The organism is Pseudomonas sp. LBUM1658 (assembly GCF_059716055.1).
This window is the reverse complement of sequence record NZ_CP166798.1, coordinates 4,490,104-4,515,814: the sequence shown is the minus strand read 5'-3', so window position 1 is coordinate 4,515,814 and position 25,711 is coordinate 4,490,104. Positions and strand designations below refer to the sequence as shown.

At 60.0% G+C, this 25,711-nt stretch carries 23 protein-coding genes; 21 read left to right on the top strand and 2 right to left on the bottom strand.

The genetic code is table 11. The features are described 5' to 3' along the window. Positions 1–350: 350 nt before the first annotated feature. The 3 genes from ACA064_RS20880 to ACA064_RS20870 all read left to right on the top strand — a co-directional run bounded on the left by ACA064_RS20880 (position 351) and on the right by ACA064_RS20870 (position 2,959). Entirely contained in the window at positions 351–809 is a 459-nt protein-coding gene (locus ACA064_RS20880) for an REP-associated tyrosine transposase (RefSeq protein ID WP_497669819.1), read from the top strand. A 208-nt stretch (positions 810–1,017) separates the two neighbouring features. Next, positions 1,018–2,514, top strand: a complete 1,497-nt coding sequence (locus ACA064_RS20875) for a helix-turn-helix transcriptional regulator (RefSeq protein WP_497669818.1) — start codon at positions 1,018–1,020, stop codon at positions 2,512–2,514. A 199-nt stretch (positions 2,515–2,713) separates the two neighbouring features. Continuing rightward, the gene (locus tag ACA064_RS20870; protein WP_497669817.1) at positions 2,714–2,959 is read left to right on the top strand and encodes a DUF1652 domain-containing protein; all 246 of its coding nucleotides are present in this window, start codon (positions 2,714–2,716) and stop codon (positions 2,957–2,959) included. 42 nt (positions 2,960–3,001) lie between these two features. Here the strand turns inward: ACA064_RS20870 and ACA064_RS20865 are convergent, their stop codons facing one another. Beyond that, the gene (locus tag ACA064_RS20865; RefSeq protein ID WP_497669816.1) at positions 3,002–3,907 is read right to left on the bottom strand and encodes a LysR substrate-binding domain-containing protein; all 906 of its coding nucleotides are present in this window, start codon (positions 3,905–3,907) and stop codon (positions 3,002–3,004) included. Positions 3,908–4,022: 115 nt separating this feature from the next. Between ACA064_RS20865 and ACA064_RS20860 the strand changes: the two genes are divergently transcribed. The 5 genes from ACA064_RS20860 to ACA064_RS20840 all read left to right on the top strand — a co-directional run bounded on the left by ACA064_RS20860 (position 4,023) and on the right by ACA064_RS20840 (position 8,742). Next, positions 4,023–5,033, top strand: a complete 1,011-nt coding sequence (locus ACA064_RS20860) for an aldo/keto reductase (RefSeq protein ID WP_497669815.1) — start codon at positions 4,023–4,025, stop codon at positions 5,031–5,033. 16 nt (positions 5,034–5,049) lie between these two features. Next, positions 5,050–5,847: an SDR family NAD(P)-dependent oxidoreductase gene (locus tag ACA064_RS20855; RefSeq protein WP_497669814.1), complete on the top strand. Its 798-nt coding sequence runs from the start codon at positions 5,050–5,052 to the stop codon at positions 5,845–5,847. A gap of 34 nt (positions 5,848–5,881) precedes the next feature. After that, on the top strand, positions 5,882–6,298 hold the full coding sequence (locus tag ACA064_RS20850; RefSeq protein ID WP_497669813.1) for an SRPBCC family protein: 417 nt from the start codon (positions 5,882–5,884) through the stop codon (positions 6,296–6,298). Positions 6,299–6,628: 330 nt separating this feature from the next. Beyond that, positions 6,629–7,558, top strand: a complete 930-nt coding sequence (locus ACA064_RS20845; protein ID WP_497669812.1) for a hypothetical protein — start codon at positions 6,629–6,631, stop codon at positions 7,556–7,558. A 308-nt stretch (positions 7,559–7,866) separates the two neighbouring features. Continuing rightward, complete coding sequence (locus ACA064_RS20840; RefSeq protein ID WP_497669811.1) at positions 7,867–8,742, top strand: patatin-like phospholipase family protein; 876 nt, start codon at positions 7,867–7,869, stop codon at positions 8,740–8,742. Here the strand turns inward: ACA064_RS20840 and ACA064_RS20835 are convergent. Beyond that, complete coding sequence (locus ACA064_RS20835) at positions 8,739–9,659, bottom strand: MurR/RpiR family transcriptional regulator (RefSeq protein ID WP_497669810.1); 921 nt, start codon at positions 9,657–9,659, stop codon at positions 8,739–8,741. The genes ACA064_RS20840 and ACA064_RS20835 overlap by 4 nt on opposite strands. A gap of 299 nt (positions 9,660–9,958) precedes the next feature. On the opposite strand from ACA064_RS20835, the gene ACA064_RS20830 reads away from it, so the two are divergent. The 13 genes from ACA064_RS20830 to ACA064_RS20770 all read left to right on the top strand — a co-directional run bounded on the left by ACA064_RS20830 (position 9,959) and on the right by ACA064_RS20770 (position 25,594). Next, positions 9,959–11,896, top strand: a complete 1,938-nt coding sequence (locus ACA064_RS20830) for a bifunctional 5-dehydro-2-deoxygluconokinase/5-dehydro-2-deoxyphosphogluconate aldolase (protein WP_497669809.1) — start codon at positions 9,959–9,961, stop codon at positions 11,894–11,896. A 244-nt stretch (positions 11,897–12,140) separates the two neighbouring features. Beyond that, entirely contained in the window at positions 12,141–13,049 is a 909-nt protein-coding gene (gene iolE, locus ACA064_RS20825; protein WP_497669808.1) for a myo-inosose-2 dehydratase, read from the top strand. Then, complete coding sequence (gene iolB, locus ACA064_RS20820) at positions 13,046–13,855, top strand: 5-deoxy-glucuronate isomerase (protein WP_497669807.1); 810 nt, start codon at positions 13,046–13,048, stop codon at positions 13,853–13,855. The genes iolE and iolB overlap by 4 nt, the downstream gene beginning before the upstream one ends. A gap of 32 nt (positions 13,856–13,887) precedes the next feature. Then, positions 13,888–15,390 (top strand): CoA-acylating methylmalonate-semialdehyde dehydrogenase, encoded by a 1,503-nt coding sequence (locus tag ACA064_RS20815; RefSeq protein ID WP_497669806.1) that lies wholly within the window; start codon positions 13,888–13,890, stop codon positions 15,388–15,390. Positions 15,391–15,426: 36 nt separating this feature from the next. After that, positions 15,427–16,248 carry a TIM barrel protein gene (locus tag ACA064_RS20810; RefSeq protein WP_497669805.1) on the top strand — a complete coding sequence of 274 codons (822 nt, stop codon included), beginning with the start codon at positions 15,427–15,429 and terminating at the stop codon, positions 16,246–16,248. Between the two features lie 45 nt (positions 16,249–16,293). Beyond that, positions 16,294–18,231: a 3D-(3,5/4)-trihydroxycyclohexane-1,2-dione acylhydrolase (decyclizing) gene (iolD, locus tag ACA064_RS20805; RefSeq protein ID WP_497669804.1), complete on the top strand. Its 1,938-nt coding sequence runs from the start codon at positions 16,294–16,296 to the stop codon at positions 18,229–18,231. A gap of 38 nt (positions 18,232–18,269) precedes the next feature. Then, positions 18,270–19,295 carry a bifunctional inositol 2-dehydrogenase/D-chiro-inositol 1-dehydrogenase gene (iolG, locus tag ACA064_RS20800; protein WP_497669803.1) on the top strand — a complete coding sequence of 342 codons (1,026 nt, stop codon included), beginning with the start codon at positions 18,270–18,272 and terminating at the stop codon, positions 19,293–19,295. Positions 19,296–19,446: 151 nt separating this feature from the next. Further along, the gene (locus ACA064_RS20795) at positions 19,447–20,307 is read left to right on the top strand and encodes a sugar phosphate isomerase/epimerase family protein (RefSeq protein ID WP_497669802.1); all 861 of its coding nucleotides are present in this window, start codon (positions 19,447–19,449) and stop codon (positions 20,305–20,307) included. A gap of 190 nt (positions 20,308–20,497) precedes the next feature. Further along, positions 20,498–21,550 carry a Gfo/Idh/MocA family protein gene (locus tag ACA064_RS20790; protein ID WP_497669801.1) on the top strand — a complete coding sequence of 351 codons (1,053 nt, stop codon included), beginning with the start codon at positions 20,498–20,500 and terminating at the stop codon, positions 21,548–21,550. A gap of 134 nt (positions 21,551–21,684) precedes the next feature. Beyond that, positions 21,685–21,873, top strand: a complete 189-nt coding sequence (locus tag ACA064_RS20785) for a hypothetical protein (protein ID WP_497669800.1) — start codon at positions 21,685–21,687, stop codon at positions 21,871–21,873. Between the two features lie 54 nt (positions 21,874–21,927). Then, positions 21,928–22,854: a sugar ABC transporter substrate-binding protein gene (locus ACA064_RS20780; protein WP_497669799.1), complete on the top strand. Its 927-nt coding sequence runs from the start codon at positions 21,928–21,930 to the stop codon at positions 22,852–22,854. A gap of 70 nt (positions 22,855–22,924) precedes the next feature. Further along, positions 22,925–24,490: a sugar ABC transporter ATP-binding protein gene (locus ACA064_RS20775; RefSeq protein ID WP_497669798.1), complete on the top strand. Its 1,566-nt coding sequence runs from the start codon at positions 22,925–22,927 to the stop codon at positions 24,488–24,490. A 78-nt stretch (positions 24,491–24,568) separates the two neighbouring features. Next, positions 24,569–25,594: an ABC transporter permease gene (locus ACA064_RS20770; protein WP_497669797.1), complete on the top strand. Its 1,026-nt coding sequence runs from the start codon at positions 24,569–24,571 to the stop codon at positions 25,592–25,594. The last annotated feature ends 117 nt before the right edge of the window (positions 25,595–25,711 follow it).

The following is a 25,711-nucleotide window of genomic DNA, read 5'->3' as shown; positions in this document are numbered from 1 at the left end:
GCGCACCCCAGATCTCACAGGCTTCTCCTCCCGCCTCAAAGCCACACCGCATCCCAAAGCGGGTAATCACCCAGCTTGTTGACCAGCCCGGGTGGTATGGAATGCAGACCTGCAACGGGTCTGCATTCGGGACTTTATCTTGGGGCCTCAAAAGATCGCAGCCTGCGGCAGCTCCTACAGATTTTGCGTACACCTGATAATTCGAGGGTATGCACGGTCGGTGTAGGAGCTGCCGCAGGCTGCGATCTTTTTGCGGTACACACGACATATCCTGAAAAATGGTTTCCAGGGCAAGCGTTGGAAATCCGGCTAGCTTTACCTGTGTCATACATCTTCAGGAGGGCAATGGATTGCCTGTCGCCGCTAATGGATGCCGCCTGCGTAAAGCACGGGTATCCGAAGTCAATCGTATTTATCTTCTGACCGCCGTGGCCCACCAGCGTCAGCCTGTATTCAGCGACTGGCGCTCGGGGCGCCTGGTGGTCGAACAACTGCGCCAGGCTGATGAAAACCAGTTGGCTACGTCCTTGGCTTGGGTAGTGATGCCCGATCACCTTCATTGGTTGGTACAGCTGAATTACGGCTCGTTGGCCGAGTTGATGTGTCGAGTAAAGTCGCGCAGCAGTCTTGCGATCAATCATCTGAATCGAGGTAATGACCGTGTATGGCAACGGGGCTATCACGACCGGGCGCTCCGCCGGGATGAGGATTTGAAAGCCGCTGCGCGCTATATCGTGATGAATCCGTTACGCGCCGGATTGGTCCACAAGCTGGGTGATTATCCGCTTTGGGATGCGGTGTGGCTTTGAGGCGGGCAGGGGTAAGCCTTTGGGCTCAGCAGCGCCTGTTAAAAGATCGCAGCCTTCGGCAGCTCCTACAGGTGGATTGCGCACGGAGCTGCCGCAGGCTGCGATCTTTTGATCTTCCGCACGATGCCTGACGCCTGTGGTCGTAGATTGTGTCCGCATCCTTCGCGCATTTCGCGCCTGTGTGCTGCGGATATTCTCTGGAGCACCGATGAGCCAGGACGTCCTAGCCACCGAAACCAATCGCCGTCAGTTGCAGCAGATTATCTCCGGGCTGTCGGACGGGGTCATCCTGATCGAAACGGATCAGACCATTCTCTGGGCCAACGAAGCCGCGCTGACCATGCATGGCGTCAGTCAGGTCAGCGAACTAGGCGCCAATGCACAGGAATATGCCGAGCGCTTTGCCTTGCGTTATCGCAACAACCATCCGGTTCTTCCTGACAGTTATCCGATCAGCCGCGTCGCCAAGGGCGAGATCTTCAGCGATGTGATGGTCGAAGTCACCGCCAACACCGACCAGCAACGCACCTGGGTTCATCGCGTGCGCAGCATGATTCTCGAGGATCGCAGTGGCGAACCGGAGTCGTTGGTGCTGATTTTCGCCGATGCCACCGACTGGGCCAGCGCCGAGCAACGCTTCGAAAAGACCTTCAACGCCAACCCTGCACCGGCGGTGATTTGTCGACTCAGTGACCTGCGTTACATCAAGGTCAACCAGGGCTTTCTGGAAATGACAGGCTACGCCCGCGATCAGGTCATCGGTCGCTCGGTGTATGAGCTGGATGTGCTGGAAGATGCCGATCGCAAGGACCTGGCCATCGAGCGTTTGAACGCGGGCGCGACCATTCCGCAGATGGAGGCCGAGCTGCGCTTGCCTGAGGGCGGCAGCAAACTGGTGGTAGTCGCCGGGCAGCCGCTGGACATCAATGATGAAGCCTGCATGTTGTTTTCCTTCATGGACCTGGAGCCGCGACGCAAGGCTGAGGTCGCGTTGCGTCAGAGTGAAGAGCGCTTTGCCAAGTCCTTTCGCCTGACGCCAGTGCCGATCCTGGTGTGCTACGCCGAGAGTCGGCAGGTGGTCGATGTCAATGAAGCCTTCCTGACAACTACCGGCTACACCGCTGAAGAATTGCTCGGTAGGACGGTCGAAGAAATAGCCTTTGTCGAAAGCCCGGAAGCCTGTTGCCGCTTGTTCACAGCGCTGGAGAAATCCGGAAGCATCGACGGTGTGGATCTGAAGGTGCGCAAGAAAGGCGCCGAGCTGATCGACTGCGTGGTCTCGGCCGACACCGTCAGCATTCAGGATTCGCCGTGTTATTTGCTAGTGCTGATGAACATCACCGAACGCAAGCGTACCGAGCTGGAGCTGGTTGCGGCCATTGAAGAAGTGATGCAGGACGCCTCCTGGTTCAGTCGGACCCTGATCGAAAAACTCGCCAATGTGAAAAGCGTGAATTCACCGCAACTGCCAAGCGTTTCCTTTGCCGACTTGACGGGCCGCGAGCGAGATGTGCTGAGGCTGATCTGCGAAGGGCTGGCGGACAAGGAAATTGCCGCGCGCCTCACACTGGCGCCCAATACCGTGCGCAATCACGTGGCGATGGTGTATTCCAAGATTGATGTACACAGCCGCAGTGAAGCAATTGTCTGGGCCCGCGAGCGTGGTCTGTTCGCTGGAGAACGGCGCGCAAAGGGCAAGCAGTAAGGTGCAAATGCACTAGGCCAGTCAGTGCAAATTCAGCTTCTGCCGGCTATTGGCGTTTCTTACTCTTTGACAGTGCGACATCCATCTTTTTGGATGGGTGCCGTACTCCCGTCAAGCAGGCAAAGGAACGTTACATGTACAGCGAACAGATCAATGCTGCTGTCGATACAGTCGCCGGCAAAACCCGGGGCACACTCGGGTGATTTCCCTATCGTTATTGCGCGGTTATCTGGCGCAGAGCTTCCTGCCGCTGGCCTGCGACTGCGGTCTGTGTCCCAGCTCTACGTTGACCGTGCGGGTTTATGATCCTGTCAGTGGGCGAGTCGATATGGTGGTCAGTGGCCTGCGTCTGGAAACGCTGAAAACCCTGGAAGATGTCCAGGCCCTGATCGAAGAACTGAACTACGAATTGCAGAGCAACACCCTGGATCGCTCTGGGACGTAGGAGCTGCCGCAGGCTGCGATCTTTTGATTTTGACGATGTCGATCACAACGAAACCTCCGCCACCGGCTCGGTCAATACCTTCCTGAACGTTTCCACCAGCGGGCGCAGATTGATCCGGTGCCAAGCCGCCCACAACGGCGTGGTGAACGAAATCCATGGCACTTCCCGCAGCACCACGCCAGGTGGGGCATTGCGGCTCAGGCCTTTCTGGATCATCGCAATCCCCAATCCAGACGCCACCAGCCCCAGCGCGGTAAAGGGTTCGGTGGCCTCCATGCGGATATCCGGGGTAAAACCGGCGCGGATGCACGCAGAGATGAAATCATCACGGCTGGCCTCATCCTGGCGCGGTTGCACGCCGATCCACTCCTGTTCGGCCAGGTCCGCGGGCGTCAGTTGCGTCTGACTGGCCAGCGGATGCTGTTCGGGCAGCGCCAACAGCATCGGGTCATCCAGCACTTGAAGGCTCTGCAGATCCGGGTCGTCAGTGGCGGGCGGCTCGCTGACCAAGGCGATATCCAGGCTTCTTTGGCGTAACCCCTCAAGCTGTTCGGCGGAGCTCAGGTTGTACAGCGCGACGTGCACGCTTGGCCGCGAATCACGCAGGACCCGCAAGGCATTGGGCAGTACTCCGGCGTGCATGGCGTTTTCGATATAGCCGATACACAGTCCGCCTTCTTCGCCACGGCCGAGACGCCGCCCCAGGGATTCCAGGCGGTTGGCATGGGTCAGCAGGGCGCGGGTTTCGGCGAGGAACGTCTGGCCGTCGCGGGTCAGGCGGATGCGTTGCTGGCTGCGTTCGAACAAGGTCAGGCCCAGGCGCTCTTCCAGCTGGGCGATCTGCCGGCTCAGCGGAGACTGGGAAATGTGCAGCCGTTCGGCGGCGCGACCGACATGTTCTTCCTCGGCGACGGCCACGAAGTAGCGCAGTTGACGGATGTCGATCATATGAGACCTATAGGGACTTAACTGCTGCTCATTATGTCTTGGACGGTCCGATAATCGCAATCTAGGATCTGCTCAACGGTCACTCAAGTGGCCATGAACTGATGAGGATTGAGCCATGAGTCTGAAAGACAAACTGCCCGGCGTTCTGGGCTTCGGTACCGCACCTTTGGGCAACATGTTCCGCGCCATCCCCGAGGAAGAAGCTCTGGCGACGGTCGAAGCGGCCTGGGACGCGGGTGTGCGTTACTTCGATACCGCACCCTTTTATGGTTCGGGTCTGTCGGAGCTGCGTCTGGGCGCGGCCCTGGCCCGGTACAACCGTGACGACTATGTGCTCAGCAGCAAGGTCGGCCGGGTCATCCTCGATGAAGTCGAGGACGCCGCCAACCGTGATCTGGGCGAGAAGAGCGGAGTGTTCGAACACGGCCGGCCAAACAAGATGCTCAACGATTACAGCGCCGACGCGACCCTGCGCTCTATCGAAGACAGCCTCGAACGGCTGCAGACCGACCGGCTGGACATCGTCTGGATTCACGACATTGCTCAGGACTTCTATGGCGATCAATGGCTGGAATACTTCAATCAGGCGCGCACCGGCGCATTCAAGGTGCTGACCCGTTTGCGCGAAGAGGGGGTGATCAAGGCCTGGGGCCTGGGGGTGAATCGCGTCGAGCCTTGCGAGCTGACCCTTGATCTGACCGAAGCGCAACCGGACGGCTTTCTGCTAGCCGGTCGCTACACTCTGTTAGACCACGATCGTGCCCTGCAACGCTTGATGGATGCGGCGCTGGCGCAGAAGGTCGAGATCGTCGTCGGTGGTCCTTACAGCTCGGGGATTCTGGCCGGTGGCGAGCATTTCGAATACCAGAAAGCCAGCCCGGCGATCATCAACAAAGTCGAACATATCAAGCGCATCGCCCACGCCCATGGGGTCGATATCAAGGCAGCGGCATTGCAGTTCTCCCTGGCCCACCCGGCGGTTGCCGCGGTCATTCCAGGGTCGAGTCGTCCAGGTCGAATCGCTGAAGACGTTGCCGCTTTATCGGCAAACATCCCGCGCGCGTTCTGGCAGGCGCTGCGCGAGGCTCATTTGATTTCTGCCAGTGCCCCTTTACCCACTGCTTAAGCATCTGGAGCCGAATATGAAGATTGATTTGACTGGAAAACTCGCGATTGTCAGCGGTAGCACCGCCGGGATCGGGCTGGGGATCAGCAAGGCGCTGGCCGAGTCCGGGGCCACTGTGGTGGTGATTGGTCGCGAGTGGTACAAGGTAGAGCGCGCATTGGCAGATATTCTTCAAAGTGTTCCCGAGGCCAAACTACGCGGGCTGGAGGCGGATCTGGGCACTGTCGAAGGCGCCGAACTGCTGTTCGCCAGCGAGCCGCGGGCGGACATCCTGGTCAACAATCTGGGAATCTTCAACGACGTCGACTTTTTCGACGCCCACGACAGCGAATGGGCACGCTTTTATGAAGTCAATGTGATCTCCGGGGTGCGCCTGGCGCGGCATTATGTGCCGGACATGGTCGGCCAGGGGTGGGGCCGGGTGATTTTCCTGTCCTCCGAATCGGGTATCGCAACGCCAGGAGACATGATCAACTACGGCGTCACCAAAAGTGCCAACCTGGCGGTGTCCCACGGTTTGGCCAAGCGCCTGGCGGGAACCGGGGTCACGGTCAATGCGATCTTGCCGGGGCCGACCTTCACCGATGGCCTGGAACACATGCTCAAGGACGCCATCGCCAAATCCGGGCGCAGCCCCCGTGAAGAGGCCGATGAGTTTGTACGCAAGGCGCGGCCGACCTCGATTATCCAGCGAGCCGCTGAGGTCGAGGAAGTCGCGAACCTGGTGGCCTATATCGCCTCGCCGCTGTCTTCGGCGACTACAGGTGCGGCCTTGCGGGTCGACGGTGGTGTGGTCGACAGCATGGCGATCTGATTCTTTTTAACCTGGATTTTTTGGAGAAAGTGGTATGGCTAACGCATCAGAATTCATCGATGTTCCGGTTTCGGCCGATCAGGTCTGGAAATTGATTGGCGGCTTCAATTCGCTGCCGGATTGGTTACCGTTCATTGCCAAAAGCGAACTCAGCGAAGGCGGCCGGGTGCGCAGCCTGCAAACCGCGGACGGCCTGGTGATCGTCGAGCGCCTCGAGGCGTTCGACAATGCCATGCGTTCCTACAGCTATTCGATCAGCCAGGCACCGTTTCCGGTGACCGATTACCTGGCCACCCTGCGGGTTGAAATGCTGGAAAGCGGTCAAACCTCGCGAGTCACCTGGTCGGGGCGCTTTACCCCGGTAGGGGTCAGCGAGGTGGCAGCGGTGGAGTTGTTTACCGGCATCTACCGTGAAGGACTGGAGGCGTTGCTGGCCAATTTCCAGGATTGAGAAGGCCCTAAAAGATCGCAGACTGCGCCAGCTCCTACGCCGACCGCATTTACCCGCCGGTTCGCTAACCATTCGTAGGAGCTGCCGCAGGCTGCGATCTTTTGATCTTCAGACCTCAGGTATCAGACTAGCCCTTCTTTTCCCCGGCCAACCCTAGTGCATAAAACCCGCCGATATTGCCCGGCTATTGCAAATTGCATGGTCGAGCGCCAGGACAAAAATCTAACTCATTGAAATAAAGCGATTTATCTAAAGTTCGCGATTGGCACGTTGACTGCAATTTCTGCCTTGAGAGTTGTAACTCCATTTCATGGCGGGAGCAGAACAACAATGAATAGATCCTCTGATACTTATCTCACTGCGCTGGACGAGTCGAGCAGTCACTCAGGAGTTTCCTGGGCGGCGGTGTTTGCCGGGGCTGTGGCTGCGGCCGCGTTGTCGTTGGTTCTGGTGGTGCTGGGTTTCGGGCTGGGATTTTCGGCAGTGTCGCCGTGGACCAACAGCGGCATCAGCGCCAAGAGTCTGGGCATCTCGACTATCGTCTGGCTGGCCTTCACGCAGATTGTTGCATCCGGCATGGGCGGTTACCTTGCCGGTCGCTTGCGGGTGAAGTGGGCGTACATGCACGGCGATGAGGTGTACTTCCGCGACACCGCCCATGGCTTTCTGGCCTGGGCTGTCGCGACCCTGGTCACCGCAACTCTGGTGCTCGGCACGCTGAGCAGTATCGTTGGCGGCGGGGTGCAGGCCGGTGCCAGTGTGGCCTCCGGTGCAACCAGCGCGATGACCCAGGTTGCAGGCAATGCCGCAAGCAACAGTCGTGGTGACGATTTTGGCTACTTCGTCGACAGTCTGTTCCGTGACAATCGCCCGGCGTCGGTCAGCGATGATGCGGTGCACGGTACGGTGACGCGTATCTTCGTCCGCAGCCTGAGCAACGACGGTCAGTTGGCGGTCGAGGATCGCAGCTATCTGGCGCAACTGGTCGCCCAGCGCACCAACCTCAGCCAGCCCGATGCCGAACGCCGGGTCGACGAGGTGTATGCCAAAACCCAGCAGGCCGTAGCGGACGCTAAACAAGCCGCCGACACCGCCGCCAAAGCCGCCGCCTGGACTTCGCTGTGGATGTTTGTTGCGCTGCTCTGCGGTGCGTTTTTCGCCAGCTTCGCCGCGACCTTCGGCGGCCGCAGCCGGGATGCCGTGGAATATCTCGAAACCGAAGACTATGTTCGCACCACTTCGCTGCCACCCGTTCGCTAAGCCAGGAGAATGACCATGCGCTCACTATTGCTGTTTTTTCTCGGTGTACCGATCCCGCTCATTATCCTGATTGCGCTGCTTACGTGATCGTGTAGGAGCTGCCGCAGGCTGCGATCTTTTGATCTTGATCTTCGACGGTCTTCAAATCGCGAAAAGATCGCAGCCTATCGGCAGCTCCTACGCCGACCGCGTACGTCCGCAATGTCGCTGGTGTAACCGTTGACCATCCTCTCGAGCACCCGGTATAGGCATCCAGCCGCCAGCTATGCTTATTGATTCAGGTGTCGGGTTGAAGCAGGAGGCCTGCAATGGCCACGGTTAAAACTGCACTGGTGCTGGCTGGTGGCGGCAGTCTCGGCGCGGTTCAGGTCGGCATGTTACGGGCGCTGCTCGAGGCCGGTGTGGCTTTCGATCTGGTGATCGGTGCTTCGGTCGGGGCCATTAATGGCGCGTATTTCGCGGCCAGGCCGACTGCCGAGGGGGTTGCCGAGCTGGCGGACTTCTGGCGTGGGTTGCGCAAGGCGGATGTGTTTCCGTTTTCGCTGACCGATACCCTGGCCGCGATCCTGCGTCGGCGCGGTTATCTATTGCAATCTTCGGCGCTCAAACAGCTGGTGCGTCGGGCGCTGCCGGTGACCTTGATCGAAGAGACCGAACTGCCCCTGTACATCGTCACCACCAACCTGCTCACCGGTACCGACGAACTGCTGTCGAGCGGCAGTGTCGAACAGGCGTTGCTCGCCAGCGCGGCTATTCCGCTGGTGTTCCCCACTGTGCAGATCGGCGACAAATGGCTGGTTGATGGCGGTGTGACCAGTAATACGCCGATTGCCAGTGCGGTGTTTTTGGGGGCAACCCGGGTCGTGGTGGTGCCGACCGGATTCGGTTGTGCCTGCCCACAGCCGCCGACCGGATTGGTGGCGCTGGCGCTGCATACCCTGAACCTGATGAGCATGCGCCAACTGGTTCGCGACATTGAGCTGTATTCACCGCGGGCCGCTATCCATGTGGTGGCGCCGCTGTGCCCGTTGGGAATTTCGGTGTTCGACTTCAGCCAGACCGATCTGCTGCTACGACGGGCCTATGAGCAGACCCAGGACTGGATCGGCAAGGGTGGGCTGGTGCGCACCGGGGTGCCGGGTTCATTGCAGGCCCACACTCACCAGCGAAATAAGCCAGTCTAATCCTCGAACCCTACCTGTTCGTGAATCTCGTCGACCTTCAATTCCAGGCGATAGGCCACGGCGATAAACAGCGCCTGGCACAGGCACAAGGTCGCACTCAACGAACGGAAGGCGAACGAGCTGCCCTCATTGACCAGCAGCACGGTATTGGCGCGCTTGGCCAGGGGCGACAGGTTGCTATCGGTGATGATCAGGGTTTTCGCCTGGTGGTGTTGGGCGATACGCAGGCAATGTTGGGTTTCCTTGCCATACGGGGTGAAGCTGATGGCGATCACCAGATCGTTGGCGCGCACGCTGCGCATCTGCTCGCGGTAACTGCCGCCCAGGCCCGAGACCAGATGGATGCGCTTGTTGGTGTGCTGCAGGTTGTAGACCAGGTAATCGGCCACCGCGAATGAACGGCGCACGCCGACCACGTAGATGTTGTCGGCATTCACCACCAGGTCCACGGCCTTGTCGAATGCCTGGTCGTCCAGTTCCAGGCCCAGCCGTTCGATGCCCGACAACGTGGCATTGATGCACTCGCGCGCCAGATCGCCGCCGCTGGCCTTCTGCGACTTATTGGCGATCATGCTGCGGATGCGCTGCTGGTAGTTCTGCACCGGCGTGGTCTTGTGGGTGTAGGCCTCGCGGAACAACGCCTGCATTTCACTGAACCCGCTGAAACCGAAGCGCTGGGAGAAACGCACGATGGCCGAGGGATGCACTTCGCACTCGCGGGCGATATCGCTGATGCGGTCGACCATAATCCGGTCGCTCTGCTGGCTCATATAGCTGGCGATGCGTTTGAGCTGGCGAGGCAGGCTTTCGTATTCCTCGGTGATCAGCTGCAGCAGGCGCTCGGCATTGATCGGGGGGCTGCCGAGATCGCTCTCGGGCGAACTCTGGGGCGTAGCCGGCTGATCGGTGCGGGACATAGAAAATCCTTCTGGCTTGTTCTTTCAGGGACGGCGGGTGGGTGCCGGCCCTCGACACTAGGTTGGCTTGCGCAGTCTACAGGGTAGGCGCAAATAAAATCTGGAGCGTGAAGTCAGGGGTCGAGTGCTGAATCGATGCACTTGAATCTTGCTGAGTTTATTGGAAAAAATATTCCACGTAAAAAATTTATAGAATAAATATTGATTGGAGTCGCGAGACGTTTTAGTCTGGCCCCACACCAAGAGTGTTCGCCTTGCACCGCGGCGAACTCAGGCTGATAAAAATAACAGGAGCCAGCATGGGCCAGACTCGTTTTGCCAGTGGGCGTCAATTGGATCTGATCTGCCTCGGACGCCTTGGCGTCGACCTCTACGCACAGCAAGTCGGTGCGCGGCTGGAGGACGTCAGCAGTTTCGCCAAGTACCTGGGCGGTTCATCGGCGAACATCGCCTTTGGCACCGCACGCCTTGGCCTCAAGTCGGCGATGTTGAGCCGGGTAGGGGACGACCATATGGGGCGTTTCCTGCTCGAATCCCTGACCCGCGAAGGCTGTGACGTCAGCGGCGTCAAACTCGATCCGGAACGCTTGACCGCCATGGTGCTGCTCGGGCTCAAGGATCGCGAAACCTTTCCCTTGGTCTTCTACCGCGAGAACTGCGCCGACATGGCGTTGCGTGTCGAAGACATCAACGAATCCTTCATCGCTTCCAGCAAAGCCTTGCTGATCACCGGCACGCATTTCTCCACGGACGGCGTGTACAAGGCGAGTATCCAGGCGCTGGACTACGCCCAAAAACACAACGTCAAGCGAGTGCTGGATATCGATTACCGCCCGGTGCTCTGGGGCCTGACCGGCAAGGCGGACGGCGAAACCCGTTTCGTTGCCGACCAGAAGGTCAGCCAGCATGTGCAGAAAATCCTCCCGCGCTTCGACCTGATCGTCGGCACCGAAGAAGAGTTTCTGATTGCCGGTGGCGGCGAAGATCTGCTCGGCGCCCTGCGCACCGTGCGTTCGCTGACGGCCGCGACCCTGGTGGTCAAGCTCGGCCCGCAAGGCTGCACGGTGATTCATGGGGCGATCCCGGCGCGTCTCGAAGACGGGGCGATCTATCCCGGGGTGCGGGTCGAAGTGCTCAACGTACTGGGGGCCGGCGATGCCTTTATGTCGGGCTTCCTCAGCGGCTGGCTGGAGGATGCGAGCGACGAGCGTTGCAGCCAGTTGGCTAATGCCTGCGGCGGTCTGGTGGTGTCGCGCCATGCCTGCGCCCCGGCGATGCCGACCCCTGCCGAACTGGATTACCTGTTCAACAGCCCGGTACCTGTTACCCGGCCCGATCAGGACCTGGTACTGCAACGCCTGCATCAGGTCAGCGTGCCGCGCAAAGCCTGGAAGCAACTGTTCATCTTTGCCTTCGACCATCGCTGGCAGCTGGTCGAGCTGGCGCAAAAGAGCGGTCGCGACCTCAACAGCATTGGTGAACTCAAGCAGCTATTTATCAAGGCCGTGGAGCGGGTCGAGGTCGACTTGCGCAAACAAGGTATCGAAGCCGATGTCGGTCTGTTGGCCGATCAGCGCTTTGGCCAGGACTCGCTGAACGCCGCCACCGGTCGCGGCTGGTGGGTCGCGCGTCCGGTGGAGGTCCAGGGTTCGCGGCCATTGGCTTTCGAACATGGTCGCTCGATCGGCAGCAACCTGATCGCCTGGCCCCAGGAACAGATCATCAAATGCCTGGTGCAATTCCACCCGGACGACGAGCCGTTGCTGCGACTGGAACAGGAAGCGCAGATCAAGGGCCTGTATCAGGCGGCGCAAGTCAGCGGCCATGAATTGCTGCTGGAAATCATCCCGCCCAAGGATCATCCGTCGCCTTATCCGGACGTGCTCTACCGTGCCATCAAGCGTCTGTACAACCTCGGCATCTTCCCGGCCTGGTGGAAGATCGAGGCGCAGAGCGCTGCCGAATGGGAGCAACTCGACAGCTTGATTCAAGAGCGTGACCCCTATTGCCGTGGCGTGGTGCTGCTGGGTCTGAACGCGCCGGCCGCGGCCCTCGCCGAAGGTTTTCAGCAGGCCAGTCGAAGCAAAACCTGTCGCGGCTTTGCCGTCGGCCGGACGATTTTCCAGGAACCCAGCCGAGCCTGGCTGGCTGGGGAAATCGATGACGAAGCATTGATTCAGCAGGTGCAGGGCACCTTTGTCGAATTGATTGAAGCCTGGCGCACGGCCCGGGGGTGAAAGGCGACCTTTGTGGCGAGGGGGCTTTCTGTGGCGAGGGGGCTTGCCCCCGCTGGGTCGCGTAGCGGCCCTAAAACCGGCAATCGCGGTTTTTCAGGTAGAACGCATCCGCCGGCTTTACGACTGCTTCGCAGCCGAACGGGGCGATGCGGCGTTCCGACAAGCCCCCTCGCCACAAGTGTTCGACCTGCGAGACCAGATTCACAGTCAGCAATTTATTCAGAAAACAACAAAAGGTGCAGCCATGCCCGCTATCCGAATTGGCATCAACCCGATCTCCTGGAGCAACGACGACCTGCCGGCTTTGGGCGGTGAAACGCCGCTGAGCACCGCTTTGAGCGAGGGCAAGGAAATCGGCTACGAGGGCTTCGAGCTCAACGGCAAGTTTCCCAAGGACGCCAAGGGCGTCGGCGATGTGCTGCGGCCTTATGACCTGGCACTGGTCTCCGGCTGGTATTCCAGCTGCCTGGCCCGGCGTTCGGTGGCCGAGGAAATCGACGCCATCGGCAGCCACGTCGAACTGCTGGCGAAGAACGGCGCCAAGGTGCTGGTCTATGGCGAAGTCGCCGATTCGATCCAGGGTCAGCACATTCCACTGGTTGAACGCCCGCGCTTCCATACCGCCCAGGCCTGGCAGGAATACGCCGACAAGCTCACCGAGCTGGCACGTTTCACCTTGTCCCAAGGCGTGCGTCTGGCCTATCACCACCATATGGGCGCCTACGTCGAATCCCCGGCGGACATCGACACACTGATGAGCCTGACTGGCAGCGAAGTCGGTCTGCTGTTTGATTCGGGTCACTGCTACATGGGTGGCGGCGAACCGCTGGAAGTGCTGCGTAAACATATCGATCGGGTGTGCCACGTGCATTTCAAGGACGTGCGCAAACCGGTGGTGCAACTGGCGCGCAACCACCTCTGGAGCTTCCCGGACTGCATCATAAACGGCACCTTCACCGTGCCCGGCGACGGCGATATCGACTTTGCCGCGCTGCTGGATGTGCTGCTGGCTGCCGATTATCACGGTTGGCTGGTGGTGGAGGCCGAGCAGGACCCGGCCGTGGCGCCGAGTTATGTCTACGCGAAAAAGGGTTTTGATACGCTGCGCGCACTTCTCAATACCGCCCTGGCTAACCGGAGTACGGGACAATGAGCCTGCTGATCAAAAGCAAAGCCCAAGGCCAGATCATGGTCGAACTGGGCGCCGGTGAACTGGAATACGTCGGTTTCGCCGCCTACCGCCTGAGCCTCGGCGAAACCCTGCCGGTGAGTGCCGGGGATAAAGAGCTGTGCCTGGTGTTGCTCAGCGGCCGGGTCACGATCCAGGGTGAAGCCCCGGGGCAGGGCGCCTTCAGCTGGGACAATATCGGCGACCGGCAATCGGTGTTCGAAGACAAGTCACCGTTTGCCGCCTACTTGCCGCCCGGCAGTCAAGCGCAGGTGTTGGCCTTGACCGATGTGCAGATCGCCGTCTGTGCCGCGCCCGGGTCGACCGAAAACGGCCTCGGCCCACGACTGATCAAACCGCAGAACATGAAGCGCAGCGTGCGTGGCAAAGGTGCCAACACCCGTTACGTCTGCGACATCCTGCCGGACACCGAACCGGCCCATTCGCTACTGGTAGTGGAAGTGCATACACCGTCCGGGCATTCGTCGAGCTACCCGCCGCACAAGCACGACACCGATGACCTGCCGCACCAGAGCTTTCTCGAAGAAACCTATTACCACCGGATCAACCCGCCCCAGGGCTTCGTCTTTCAGCGGGTCTACACCGACGACCGCAGCATCGACCAGGCCATGGCCGTGGAAAACAGCGACCTGGTGGTGGTGCCCAAGGGTTATCACCCGGTCAGCGTGCCCTACGGCTACGAGTCGTATTACCTGAACGTGATGGCCGGGCCCAAACGCGTCTGGCAGTTCCATAACGACCCGCAGCACAGCTGGCTGCTGGATTTGTAGGTTTCTAACTTTCAGATTGGAGAACAACAACAATGAGTGACGTCGAGGTTTTAGGCCATTATATCAACGGCCAAGTGCAGGACAGTGGCAGCGAACGCTTCAGCAACGTCTTCAATCCGGCCACCGGCAGCGTCCAGGCGCGGGTCGGGCTGGCCAACCAGAAGACCGTCGATGAAGCCGTCGCCTCGGCCTTGAAGGCCTTCCCGGCCTGGTCCGAGCAATCGTCCCTGCGTCGCTCGCGAGTGATGTTCAAGTTCAAGGAATTGCTTGATCGTCATCACAACGAACTGGCAGAAATCATCAGCCGCGAACACGGCAAAGTCTTTTCCGATGCCAAGGGCGAAGTCACTCGCGGCATCGAGATCGTCGAATACGCCTGCGGTGCGCCGAACCTGCTCAAGACCGAGTTCAGCGACAACATCGGCGGCGGCATCGATAACTGGAACCTGCGCCAGCCGCTGGGCGTCTGCGCCGGGGTCACGCCGTTCAACTTCCCGGTGATGGTGCCGTTGTGGATGATCCCGATCGCGCTGGTCACCGGTAACTGCTTCATCCTCAAGCCCTCCGAACGTGATCCGTCCGCCAGTTTGCTGATGGCCCGCCTGCTCACCGAAGCCGGTCTGCCGGACGGCGTGTTCAACGTGGTACAGGGCGACAAGAGCGCGGTCGATGCGTTGCTGCAACACCCGGATATCGAGGCGATTTCCTTTGTTGGTTCGACACCGATCGCCGAGTACATCCACCAGCAAGCCACGGCAAGCGGTAAACGCGTGCAGGCGCTCGGCGGGGCGAAGAACCACATGATCGTGATGCCCGACGCCGATCTGGACCAGGCTGCCGATGCCTTGATCGGCGCCGCTTACGGCTCGGCCGGCGAACGCTGCATGGCGATTTCGATTGCCGTGGCGGTGGGCGATGTCGCCGACCAGCTGATTGCCAAACTGCTGCCGCGCATCGACCAGTTGAAGGTCGGCAACGGCATGCGCAGCGACAGCGACATGGGGCCGCTGGTCACCGCCGAGCACAAGGCCAAGGTCGAAGGTTTTATCGATGAAGGTGTGGCCCAGGGTGCGCAACTGATTGTCGACGGTCGCAACTTCAAGGTCCCGGGGGCGGAGAACGGCTTCTTTGTCGGCGCGACGCTGTTCGACAAGGTCACGACCGAGATGAGCATCTACCAGCAGGAAATCTTCGGTCCGGTGCTGGGCATTGTCCGGGTCGCCGATTTCGCCAGCGCGGTGGCATTGATCAACGCCCACGAGTTCGGTAACGGCGTGTCCTGCTTCACCAGCGACGGCGGCATCGCCCGGGCATTCGCGCGGACCATCAAGGTCGGTATGGTCGGCATCAATGTGCCGATCCCGGTACCGATGGCCTGGCATTCCTTCGGTGGCTGGAAGCGCTCGCTGTTCGGCGATCACCACGCCTATGGCGAAGAAGGTATTCGCTTCTACAGTCGCTACAAAAGCGTGATGCAGCGTTGGCCGGACAGCATCGCCAAAGGCCCTGAATTCAGCATGCCGACCGCTAAATAAACCTATCGATCAGCTTTGAGAGCGGAGAAAAAAATAATGAGCCAGCCCCTGCGTTTCGCCCTGAACCGTATGGTCGCCCCAGGTTTGTCACTGCCGGATTTCATTGAGTTGGCAGTGTCCTTGAAAGCCGATGCCATCGAGATCCGCAACGACCTCAAGGGCGTCGAGATCGAAGACGGTACGCCGCCGCTTCGGGTCCGCGAGTTGTGCGCGGCCAAAGGGATCAAGGTGTTGTCGATCAACGCGCTGTATCCGTTCGATCTGTGGAACGACGAACGTCGGGAACAAGCCCGCAAGCTGGCCGCTTATGCCCGCGATTGCGGCGCCGAGGGGCTGGTGATGTGTCCGCTGAATGATCGCGCCGACCCGCGCACCAAGGTCCAGCGCAACACCGCGTTACGCACGGCGCTCAGCGAACTGGCGCCGATCCTGCGCGAGCACGGGATTTTCGGTTTTATCGAACCACTGGGTTTCGAAGAGTGTTCCCTGCGGCGTAAACGCACGGCGGTGGATGCGATCAAGTCGGTGGGCGGGCTGGATGTGTTCCGTCTGGTGCATGACACCTTCCACCATCACTTGGCCGACGAGCATGAGTTCTTCCCCGAGCTGACCGGGCTGGTGCACATCTCCGGCGTCGAGGATGCACAGGCGCCGCTGGCGAGCATTCGTGATGGGCATCGGGTATTGGTGGGGGAAGCGGACATCCTCGGCAATGCCGCGCAGATCGATACCTTGCTCAGCGGCGGTTACACGGGATATTTGTCGTTCGAGCCGTTTGCCGAGAGTGTGCACGGGTTGGTGGATATCGAACAGGCGATAGGGGCGAGCATGGAGCATCTGCAAAAATCCCTGGCATAAACCATCCACCGCGTAGGATCTGATGTGTATTTGAAAGGTGCAAGCATGACTACTACACGACTGACCATGGCCCAGGCCCTGGTGAAATTCCTCGATAACCAGTACGTCGAGGTGGATGGGGTACAGAGCAAATTCGTCGCCGGGATCTTTACCATTTTCGGTCACGGCAATGTGTTGGGCCTCGGCCAGGCACTGGAGCAGGACAGCGGCGACCTGGTGGTGCATCAGGGCCGCAACGAACAGGGCATGGCCCACGCGGCTATCGGTTTCGCCAAGCAACACCTGCGGCGCAAGATCTACGCCTGTACCTCATCAGTCGGCCCTGGCGCGGCGAATATGCTGACCGCCGCGGCCACTGCGACTGCCAACCGGATTCCATTGTTGCTGTTGCCCGGCGATGTCTACGCCAGTCGCCAACCGGACCCGGTGCTGCAACAGATCGAACAATTTCACGACCTGAGCATCAGCACCAACGATGCCTTCAAGGCCGTGAGCAAATACTGGGATCGCATCAACCGCCCCGAGCAGTTGATGAGCGCGGCGATCCACGCCATGCGCGTGCTCACCGACCCGGCGGAAACCGGCGCGGTAACCCTGGCGTTGCCCCAGGACGTGCAGGGCGAAGCCTACGACTATCCCGATTACTTCCTGCAAAAACGCGTACACCGCATCGACCGCCGCCTGGCCACCGAAGCGATGCTCGGCGATGCCCTGGCCTTGCTCAAAGGCAAGCGCAAACCCTTGATCATCTGCGGTGGCGGAGTCAAATACTCCGGGGCCAACGCGGTGTTGCAGGCGTTTGCCGAGCGGTTCGATATTCCTTTCGCGGAAACCCAGGCCGGCAAAAGCGCGGTGGTTTCAGCTCACCCGCTGAATGTTGGCGGCATTGGCGAAACCGGTTGCCTGGCGGCGAATCTGCTGGCGCGGGAAGCTGATCTGATCATCGGCATCGGCACCCGCTACACCGACTTCACCACTTCGTCGAAATCGCTGTTCCAGCATCCCGCAGTGGAATTCCTCAACCTGAACATCAGCCCCTGCGATGCACTGAAACTCGACGGCGTGCAACTGCTGGCAGACGCCAGGTCCGGACTGGAAGCCTTGTCCGCTGCCTTGGCGCGCACCGGATATCGCTCCGCCTGGGGCGATCAACCGAGGGAGGCCAAGGCGCAACTGGACGCCGAGGTCGACCGGGTTTATCAGGTCGAATACCAGACCGAGAATTTCGTCCCGGAAATCAACGACCACATGGACCCGGCGGTGCTGCGCGAATTCATCGAGCTGACCGGTTCCTGCCTGACCCAGAGCCGGGTGCTCGGCGTGCTCAACGAAAGCTTGCCGAGTGATGCGGTGATCGTCGCTGCAGCCGGCAGCCTGCCGGGGGATTTGCAGCGCAGCTGGCGCAGCAAGGGCGTGAACAGCTATCACGTCGAGTACGGTTATTCCTGCATGGGCTACGAGGTGAATGCCGCGCTGGGGGTAAAACTCGCCGAGCCTGAGCGCGAGGTCTATGCACTGGTCGGCGATGGCTCTTACCTGATGCTGCACTCGGAGCTGGTCACCTCGATTCAGGAGCGACGCAAGATCAATGTGATCCTGCTCGACAACATGACCTTCGGCTGCATCAACAATCTGCAGATGGAACACGGCATGGACAGCTTCGGCACCGAGTTCCGTTTCCGCAACCCGCAAACCGGCAAACTCGATGGCGGTTTCGTGCCGGTGGATTTCGCCATGAGCGCGGCGGCTTACGGCTGCAAAACCTACAAAGTAAACACGGTCGAAGAGCTGCAAGCAGCGCTGGCCGATGCGCGTTTGCAGACGGTGTCGACGCTGATCGATATCAAGGTTCTGCCAAAAACCATGATCCACAAATACCTGTCCTGGTGGCGCGTCGGCGTGGCGCAAGTCTCCACCAGCGCGCGCACCGATGCGGTGGCGAATACCCTGAATGAACGACTGGCCAAGGCCCGTCAGTACTGATTGCTCTGCAAATAAAAAATTCCAACGGGAGAACAGAGATGTCTTTGCTTTTTAATTCGTTGCGGGTCGGCGTCATCGGCACCGGTGCCATCGGTCAGGACCATATCCGTCGTTGCAGCCAGACCCTGCTCAACAGCCAGGTGGTGGCGGTGACCGACATTAATCTCGAGCAGGCGGCCAAGGTCGTCGCCGACTTGAAACTGACCGCCGAGGTCTACCCCGATGGCCATGCGCTGATCAACGCGCCGGAGGTCGAGGCGATACTGGTCACGTCCTGGGGCCCGAGCCATGAAGAGTTCGTGCTCGCCGCGATTGCTGCCGGCAAGCCGGTGTTCTGCGAGAAGCCGCTGGCGGTGACCGCCGAAGGCTGCCGCAAGATAGTCGAAGCCGAAGTAGCCCATGGCAAGCGGCTGGTGCAGGTCGGGTTCATGCGCCCCTACGATCAGGGTTACCAGGCACTTAAGGCGGTGATCGACAGTGGTCAGATCGGCGAGCCGTTGATGCTGCATTGCGCTCACCGCAACCCGACAGTGGGGGAGAACTACAAGACCGACATGGCGATCACCGACACGCTGATCCATGAACTGGATGTATTGCGCTGGTTGCTGGCCGATGACTATGTGTCGGTGCAGGTGGTGTTCCCGCGCAAGACCAGCAAGGCCCACGCCCACTTGAAAGACCCGCAGATCGTCCTGCTGGAAACCGTCAGGGGCACGCGCATCGACGTCGAGATTTTCGTCAACTGCCAGTACGGGTATGACATCCAGTGCGAAGTGGTCGGGGAGACTGGCATTGCCAAGCTGCCTGAGCCGTCCCAAGTGCAACTGCGCAGCGGCGCCAAGCTTTCCAATGCGATCTTGATGGACTGGAAGGATCGTTTTATCGCCGCCTATGACGTCGAGCTGCAGGCCTTTATCGACGGCGTGCGCGCCGGGCAAGTCGGCGGGCCGTCGGCTTGGGATGGGTTTGCGGCGGCAGTGGCGGCGGATGCGTGCGTCGAGGCACAAGACAGCGGAGCGATCGTCAAAGTCGCACTCCCTGACCGCCCCCATTTCTACGGCTAAACACATCCCCCTGTAGGAGCTGCCGCAGGCTGCGATCTTTTGATTTTGGCGTCCGCCCAGACAACAGGTTGCTCGCCGAAAAGATCAAAAGATCGCAGGCTTCGCCAGCTCCTACAAAAGCAGCGCCAGTCGCTGGCGAAGGAGAACAACAATGCGCATCGCACTAGACCCCTACATGTACCGCAACCTGTCCCTGGGCAAGATGGTCGACAAGGTCGCCGAGCTCGGTTACCAACACATCGAACTGTCTCCGCGGGAAGATTTCCTGCCGTTCTACAAGGCGCCGCGGGTCGACCGGGCGCGGATCAAGGAATTTCGCAAAGCCTTGAGCGACACCGGGGTGCAACTCTCCTCGCTGTTGCCGATGTACCACTGGGCCGCTGCCGACGAAGGCTTGCGCCAGGCCGCCTTGCGCAACTGGAAGCGCGCGATCCAGATTGCCGTGGAGATGGACTGCGAACTGGTCAACACCGAATTCACCGGCCAGTCGGATAATCCGCTGGTCTGCGAGAACCAGTTCATGCGCTCCATGGACGAACTGATGCCGGTGTTCGAACGCGAAGGCATCAAACTGGATATCCAGGCCCATCCCTATGACTTCTGCGAGCGCAACAACGAGTCGGTGGACATCATTCGTGGCCTGGATCGCGACTGGATCAACTACCTCTACGCCGCGCCTCACACCTTCTTCTACGACGACGGCAAAGGCGACATCGCCTCGATGCTCAAGTACGCCGGCGAAAAACTCACCCACCTGATCATCGCCGACACCTATAACCACAAGGCCTCGTCGGGCCTGCGCTACATCGTCAACCCGCCTGGCGTAACCGCCACTGTGCACCAGCACCTGGATATCGGTCAGGGCGAAGTGGACTGGGAGGCGTTTTTCAGCACCTTGCGCGAGCTCAAGTTCGACGGCATCGCCACGGTCTCGGTGTTCGCCTGGGAAGACCGGCCGGATGAGTCCAACCGGATGATGCTGGAGCGGGTGACGCGCGAGCTTTGCCTATAAATTATCTAGCCTGCATCGAACCTTGTGGGAGCTGCCCCTGTAGGAGCTGCCGAAGGCTGCGATCTTTTGATCCTGACAATCTTGCATCCGACTGAGATGCTTCCAGGAACAACAAGATCAAAAGATCGCAGCCTGCGGCAGCTCCTACAGGTCGCCCGCCAGAAATGCCACATATTTGAGGAAGCTCTTTATGCGTATCGGACTTGTCGGTTACGGCCATGGCGGCCGTTTTTTTCATGCTCCGCTGATCAGCAGCCTGCCCGCCGCGACTTTTGTCGGCGTGGTGACGCGTTCGGCCGAGCGACGCCAATGCCTGGCAAAGGATTACCCGGGCGTACCGGCCTTCGACACTATTGGCCAGTTGGTCGAAGCCGGGGTCGATGTGCTGGTGGTTTCGACTCCTCTGCCGGGCCGCCAGGCGCTACTGCTCGAAGCCATCGGCCACGGGGTGGCAGTGGTCAGTGACAAACCCTTTGCCGCCGACGCGCAGCAGGCGGCCGCCCTGATCGCCGCTGCCGAACGGCAAAAAATCCCGCTGAGCGTCTATCAGAACCGCCGTTGGGATTCGGATTTTCTCACTGTACGCAAACTGATCGAGGCCGGTGCCCTGGGGCGGGTGACCCGCTTCGAATCACGGGTCGAACGCTTTGCCCCGCAGTCGGTGGGCAATGGCAACGGCGGCGGTTTTCTGCGTGATCTGGGCAGCCATCTGGTGGATCAGGCCTTGCAACTGTTCGGGCCGGTGGCACGGGTCTACGCCGAGCTGCAGTACGCCAATCAAGGGCAGGCGTTCGATGACGGCTTTTTCGTTTCCCTGACCCATGCCAACGGGGTGATTTCACATCTGTCGGGCAGTTGCCTGCAAAACAGCCCGGCACCGCGATTTCGGGTCAATGGCACGGCAGGTTGCTACACCGTCGAGGGGCTGGACGGGCAGGAGGCTGCAGCGTTGGCCGGTCTGTCGCCCAAATCCGAGGGAGAGCGCTGGGGCGTTGAGGAGCACCGACGCTGGGGCTGGTTCGAACAAGGCGAGGAGCGCGAACGGATTCCTTCCGAGCGCGGCTGCTGGCAGCAATTCTATTTGCGGCTGCAAACGGCGTTGCAGAGCGCTGGCCCACTGCCGGTCGACCCCCGTGATGCACTTGAAACCACCCGTGTGCTGGACGCGGCGCGACTCAGTGCGCAACGCCAGCAAGTGGTCGAGCTGAGCGCGGTTTTCAGCGATGGAACAGAATTAGAATAAAATTCTAAAATGAGTTGATATAGAAATTATTTTCCAATAAAGTCATTTCCAGGTTGCCGACATCAGCGTCCGATCTGCCTCGAGTCACTTGAAGCAGCAGAGGACGAACCAACAAAAACAAACAGGTACCGTCGATGAAAACCTTCAGCACTGCTCTGCGAGTTTTACCTACCGCGCTCCACCTGTTCCGCGATCTGTTTCGCGGCTCGTATCGTTCCTTGCCCCTTTCCCTTTCCAGACTCCTGTGCGTCGAGCGCAAGGGCGCCTTGGTGTGCTGCATTGCCGGCGCACCCATCGTGCGTTTGCCGACGCAGGCCAACTGATCCCGGTCCAACGCCTTATCCATAAAACCAACAAGAATGTGGAGACAGACTTTCATGAAGACCAAGACCCGTTTTGCCTCACTTGCCTTGTCGCTGATGCTTGCTAGTGGCGCGGCGTTCGCTGATCTGAAGATCGGCGTGAGTATGTCGCAATACGATGACACCTGGCTGACTTACCTGCGTGAATCCATGGACCAGAAAGCCAAATCCATGCCCGACGGCGTGACGCTGCAATTCGAAGACGCTCGCAGCGACGTGGTCAGGCAGCTGAGCCAGGTGGAAAGCTTCATCAGCCAGAAGGTCGATGCCATCGTGGTCAATCCGGTGGATACCGCAGCGACCAGAAAGATCACCGAAGCTGCGGTCAGTGCCGGGATTCCGCTGATTTATGTCAACCGCCGCCCGGATGACCTGAAGCTGCCCAAGGGTGTTATCACCGTGGCTTCCAACGACCTCGAAGCCGGCGAGATGCAGATGCAGTACCTGGCCGAGAAACTCAATGGCAAGGGCGACATTGTGATTCTGCTCGGCGACCTGGCCAACAACTCCACCACCAATCGCACCAAAGGCGTCAAAGAGGTGCTGGCCAAATACCCGGACATCAAGATCGACCAGGAACAGACCGGCATCTGGTCGCGCGATAGAGGCATGACCCTGGTAAACGACTGGCTGACCCAAGGTCGTAAATTTGACGCCATCGTCTCCAATAACGACGAGATGGCCATCGGCGCGGCCATGGCCCTGAAGCAGGCCGGTGTCGAGAAGGGCAGTGTGCTGATCGCCGGCGTCGACGGTACGCCCGACGGCTTGCGCGCAGTGAAGAAAGGCGATCTGGCGGTGTCGGTGTTCCAGGATGCCAAAGGCCAGGCTGTAGGGTCCATCGACGCTGCGGTGAAAATGGCCAAGAACGAGCCGGTAGACCAGGCGGTGTGGGTGCCTTACCGCTTGATCACCCCGGAAAACGTCGATCAGTTCAAATAGCCGATCCGTTCAATAACAACAATAAGCACGCAAGGTGGCCAAGGCGGCCTTGCTGATGGAGTACCTGATCATGTTCGCTTCAGCGACTGCTTCGAGCACCCCGTTGGTGGGTAACCAGCCTACCGCCACTCCTGTCGATGAGCCGTACCTGCTGGAAATCATCAACGTCAGCAAAGGTTTTCCCGGTGTGGTGGCCCTGTCCGATGTGCAACTGCGGGTGCGTCCCGGTTCCGTGCTGGCCCTGATGGGCGAGAACGGCGCCGGTAAATCGACCCTGATGAAAATCATCGCCGGCATCTACCAGCCGGACGCCGGCGAGCTGCGGCTACGCGGCAAACCGGTGACCTTTGACACGCCGCTGGCGGCGTTGCAGGCCGGGATCGCGATGATCCACCAGGAACTCAACCTGATGCCGCACATGAGCATCGCCGAGAACATCTGGATCGGCCGCGAGCAGCTCAACGGTTTCCACATGATCGACCACCGGGAAATGCATCGCTGCACGGCAAAACTGCTGGAGCGACTGCGGATCAACCTCGACCCTGAGGAGCAGGTCGGCAATCTGAGCATCGCCGAACGGCAGATGGTCGAGATCGCCAAGGCGGTGTCCTACGACTCCGACATTCTGATCATGGACGAACCGACTTCGGCGATTACCGACAAGGAAGTCGCCCACCTGTTCTCGATTATTGCCGACCTCAAGGCCCAGGGTAAGGGCATCATCTATATCACCCATAAAATGAATGAAGTGTTCAGCATCGCCGATGAAGTGGCGGTGTTCCGTGACGGCGCCTACATCGGCCTGCAACGGGCCGACAGCATGGACGGTGACAGCCTGATCTCGATGATGGTCGGCCGTGAGCTGAGCCAGTTGTTCCCGGAGCGCGAAAAACCGATCGGCGATCTGTTGCTGTCGGTGCGCGACCTGCGTCTGGACGGGATCTTCAAGGGCGTGTCGTTCGACTTGCATGCCGGCGAGATCCTCGGCATCGCCGGGTTGATGGGCTCGGGGCGGACCAACGTCGCCGAAGCGATTTTCGGTATTACTCCAAGCGACGGTGGCGAAATCGAGCTCGACGGTCAGCCGGTGCGCATCAGCGACCCGCACATGGCCATCGAAAAGGGGTTTGCGCTGTTGACCGAGGATCGCAAGCTCAGCGGCCTGTTCCCCTGCCTGTCAGTGCTGGAAAACATGGAAATGGCCGTGCTGCCGCACTACGTCGGCAACGGTTTTATCCAGCAGAAAGCCCTGCGCGCCCTGTGCGAAGACATGTGCAAGAAGTTGCGGGTGAAAACCCCGTCGCTGGAGCAGTGCATCGACACCTTGTCCGGAGGCAATCAGCAGAAGGCCCTGTTGGCCCGCTGGCTGATGACCAATCCACGGATCCTGATTCTCGACGAGCCGACCCGCGGCATCGACGTCGGTGCCAAGGCCGAGATCTACCGGCTGATTTCCTACCTCGCCAGCGAAGGCATGGCAGTGATCATGATTTCCTCGGAATTGCCGGAAGTGCTGGGCATGAGCGACCGGGTGATGGTCATGCACGAGGGCGACCTGATGGGCACCCTCGATCGCAGCGAGGCGACTCAGGAACGGGTCATGCAACTGGCTTCCGGAATGTCCGCGGTTCATTGACGATTCAATGCATTTAAACGATTTCTGTTAGCGACCAGGGTACTGGTCGCTGGCAACGCTATAGAAGGGTGAGTGGCTATGAACAACGCGATACTGGAAAACAAACCCACGGCAGCTCAGGCCAAGACGCGCCGGCGGTTCCCCACCGAATTGAGCATTTTCCTGGTGCTGATCGGCATCGGGCTGGTCTTCGAAGTGTTTGGCTGGATCGTTCGCGACCAAAGCTTCTTGATGAACTCGCAGCGTCTGGTGCTGATGATTCTGCAAGTGTCGATCATCGGCCTGCTGGCAATCGGCGTGACCCAGGTCATCATCACCACCGGTATCGACCTGTCGTCCGGCTCGGTGCTGGCATTGTCGGCAATGATCGCCGCGAGCCTGGCGCAGACCTCGGACTTTACCCGAGCGGTATTTCCCTCGCTGACTGACCTGCCGGTGTGGATTCCGGTGATAGTCGGGCTCGGGGTCGGACTGCTGGCGGGGGCGATCAACGGCAGCATCATCGCCATCACAGGGATTCCACCCTTTATTGCCACCCTCGGCATGATGGTCTCGGCCCGTGGCCTGGCGCGTTACTACACCGAAGGCCAGCCGGTGAGCATGCTCTCCGACTCGTACACGGCCATCGGTCACGGTGCGATGCCGGTGATCATCTTCCTGGTGGTGGCGGTGATCTTCCATATCGCCCTGCGCTACACCAAGTACGGCAAGTACACCTACGCCATCGGCGGCAACATGCAGGCGGCGCGCACCTCGGGGATCAACGTCAAGCGCCACCTGGTGATCGTCTACAGCATTGCCGGGCTGCTGGCCGGGTTGGCCGGGGTGGTGGCTTCGGCCCGTGCCGCGACCGGGCAGGCCGGGATGGGCATGTCCTACGAGCTGGACGCGATTGCCGCAGCGGTGATCGGCGGTACCAGCCTGGCCGGCGGAGTAGGGCGCATCACCGGCACGGTGATCGGCGCGCTGATCCTCGGGGTCATGGCCAGTGGCTTCACCTTCGTCGGGGTCGATGCTTACATCCAGGACATCATCAAGGGCATGATCATTGTGGTCGCGGTGGTCATCGACCAATACCGCAACAAGCGCAAACTCAAGCGCTGAAAGCCGGTAGTCAACCCGACGGGAACCCTTCAGCGATGCAAAAAAACGCCACGCCTGACCCGCGTGGCGTAGCCGTTTGTCTTTCTATATAGCACCACTTGATTGAATTTCTTGTTA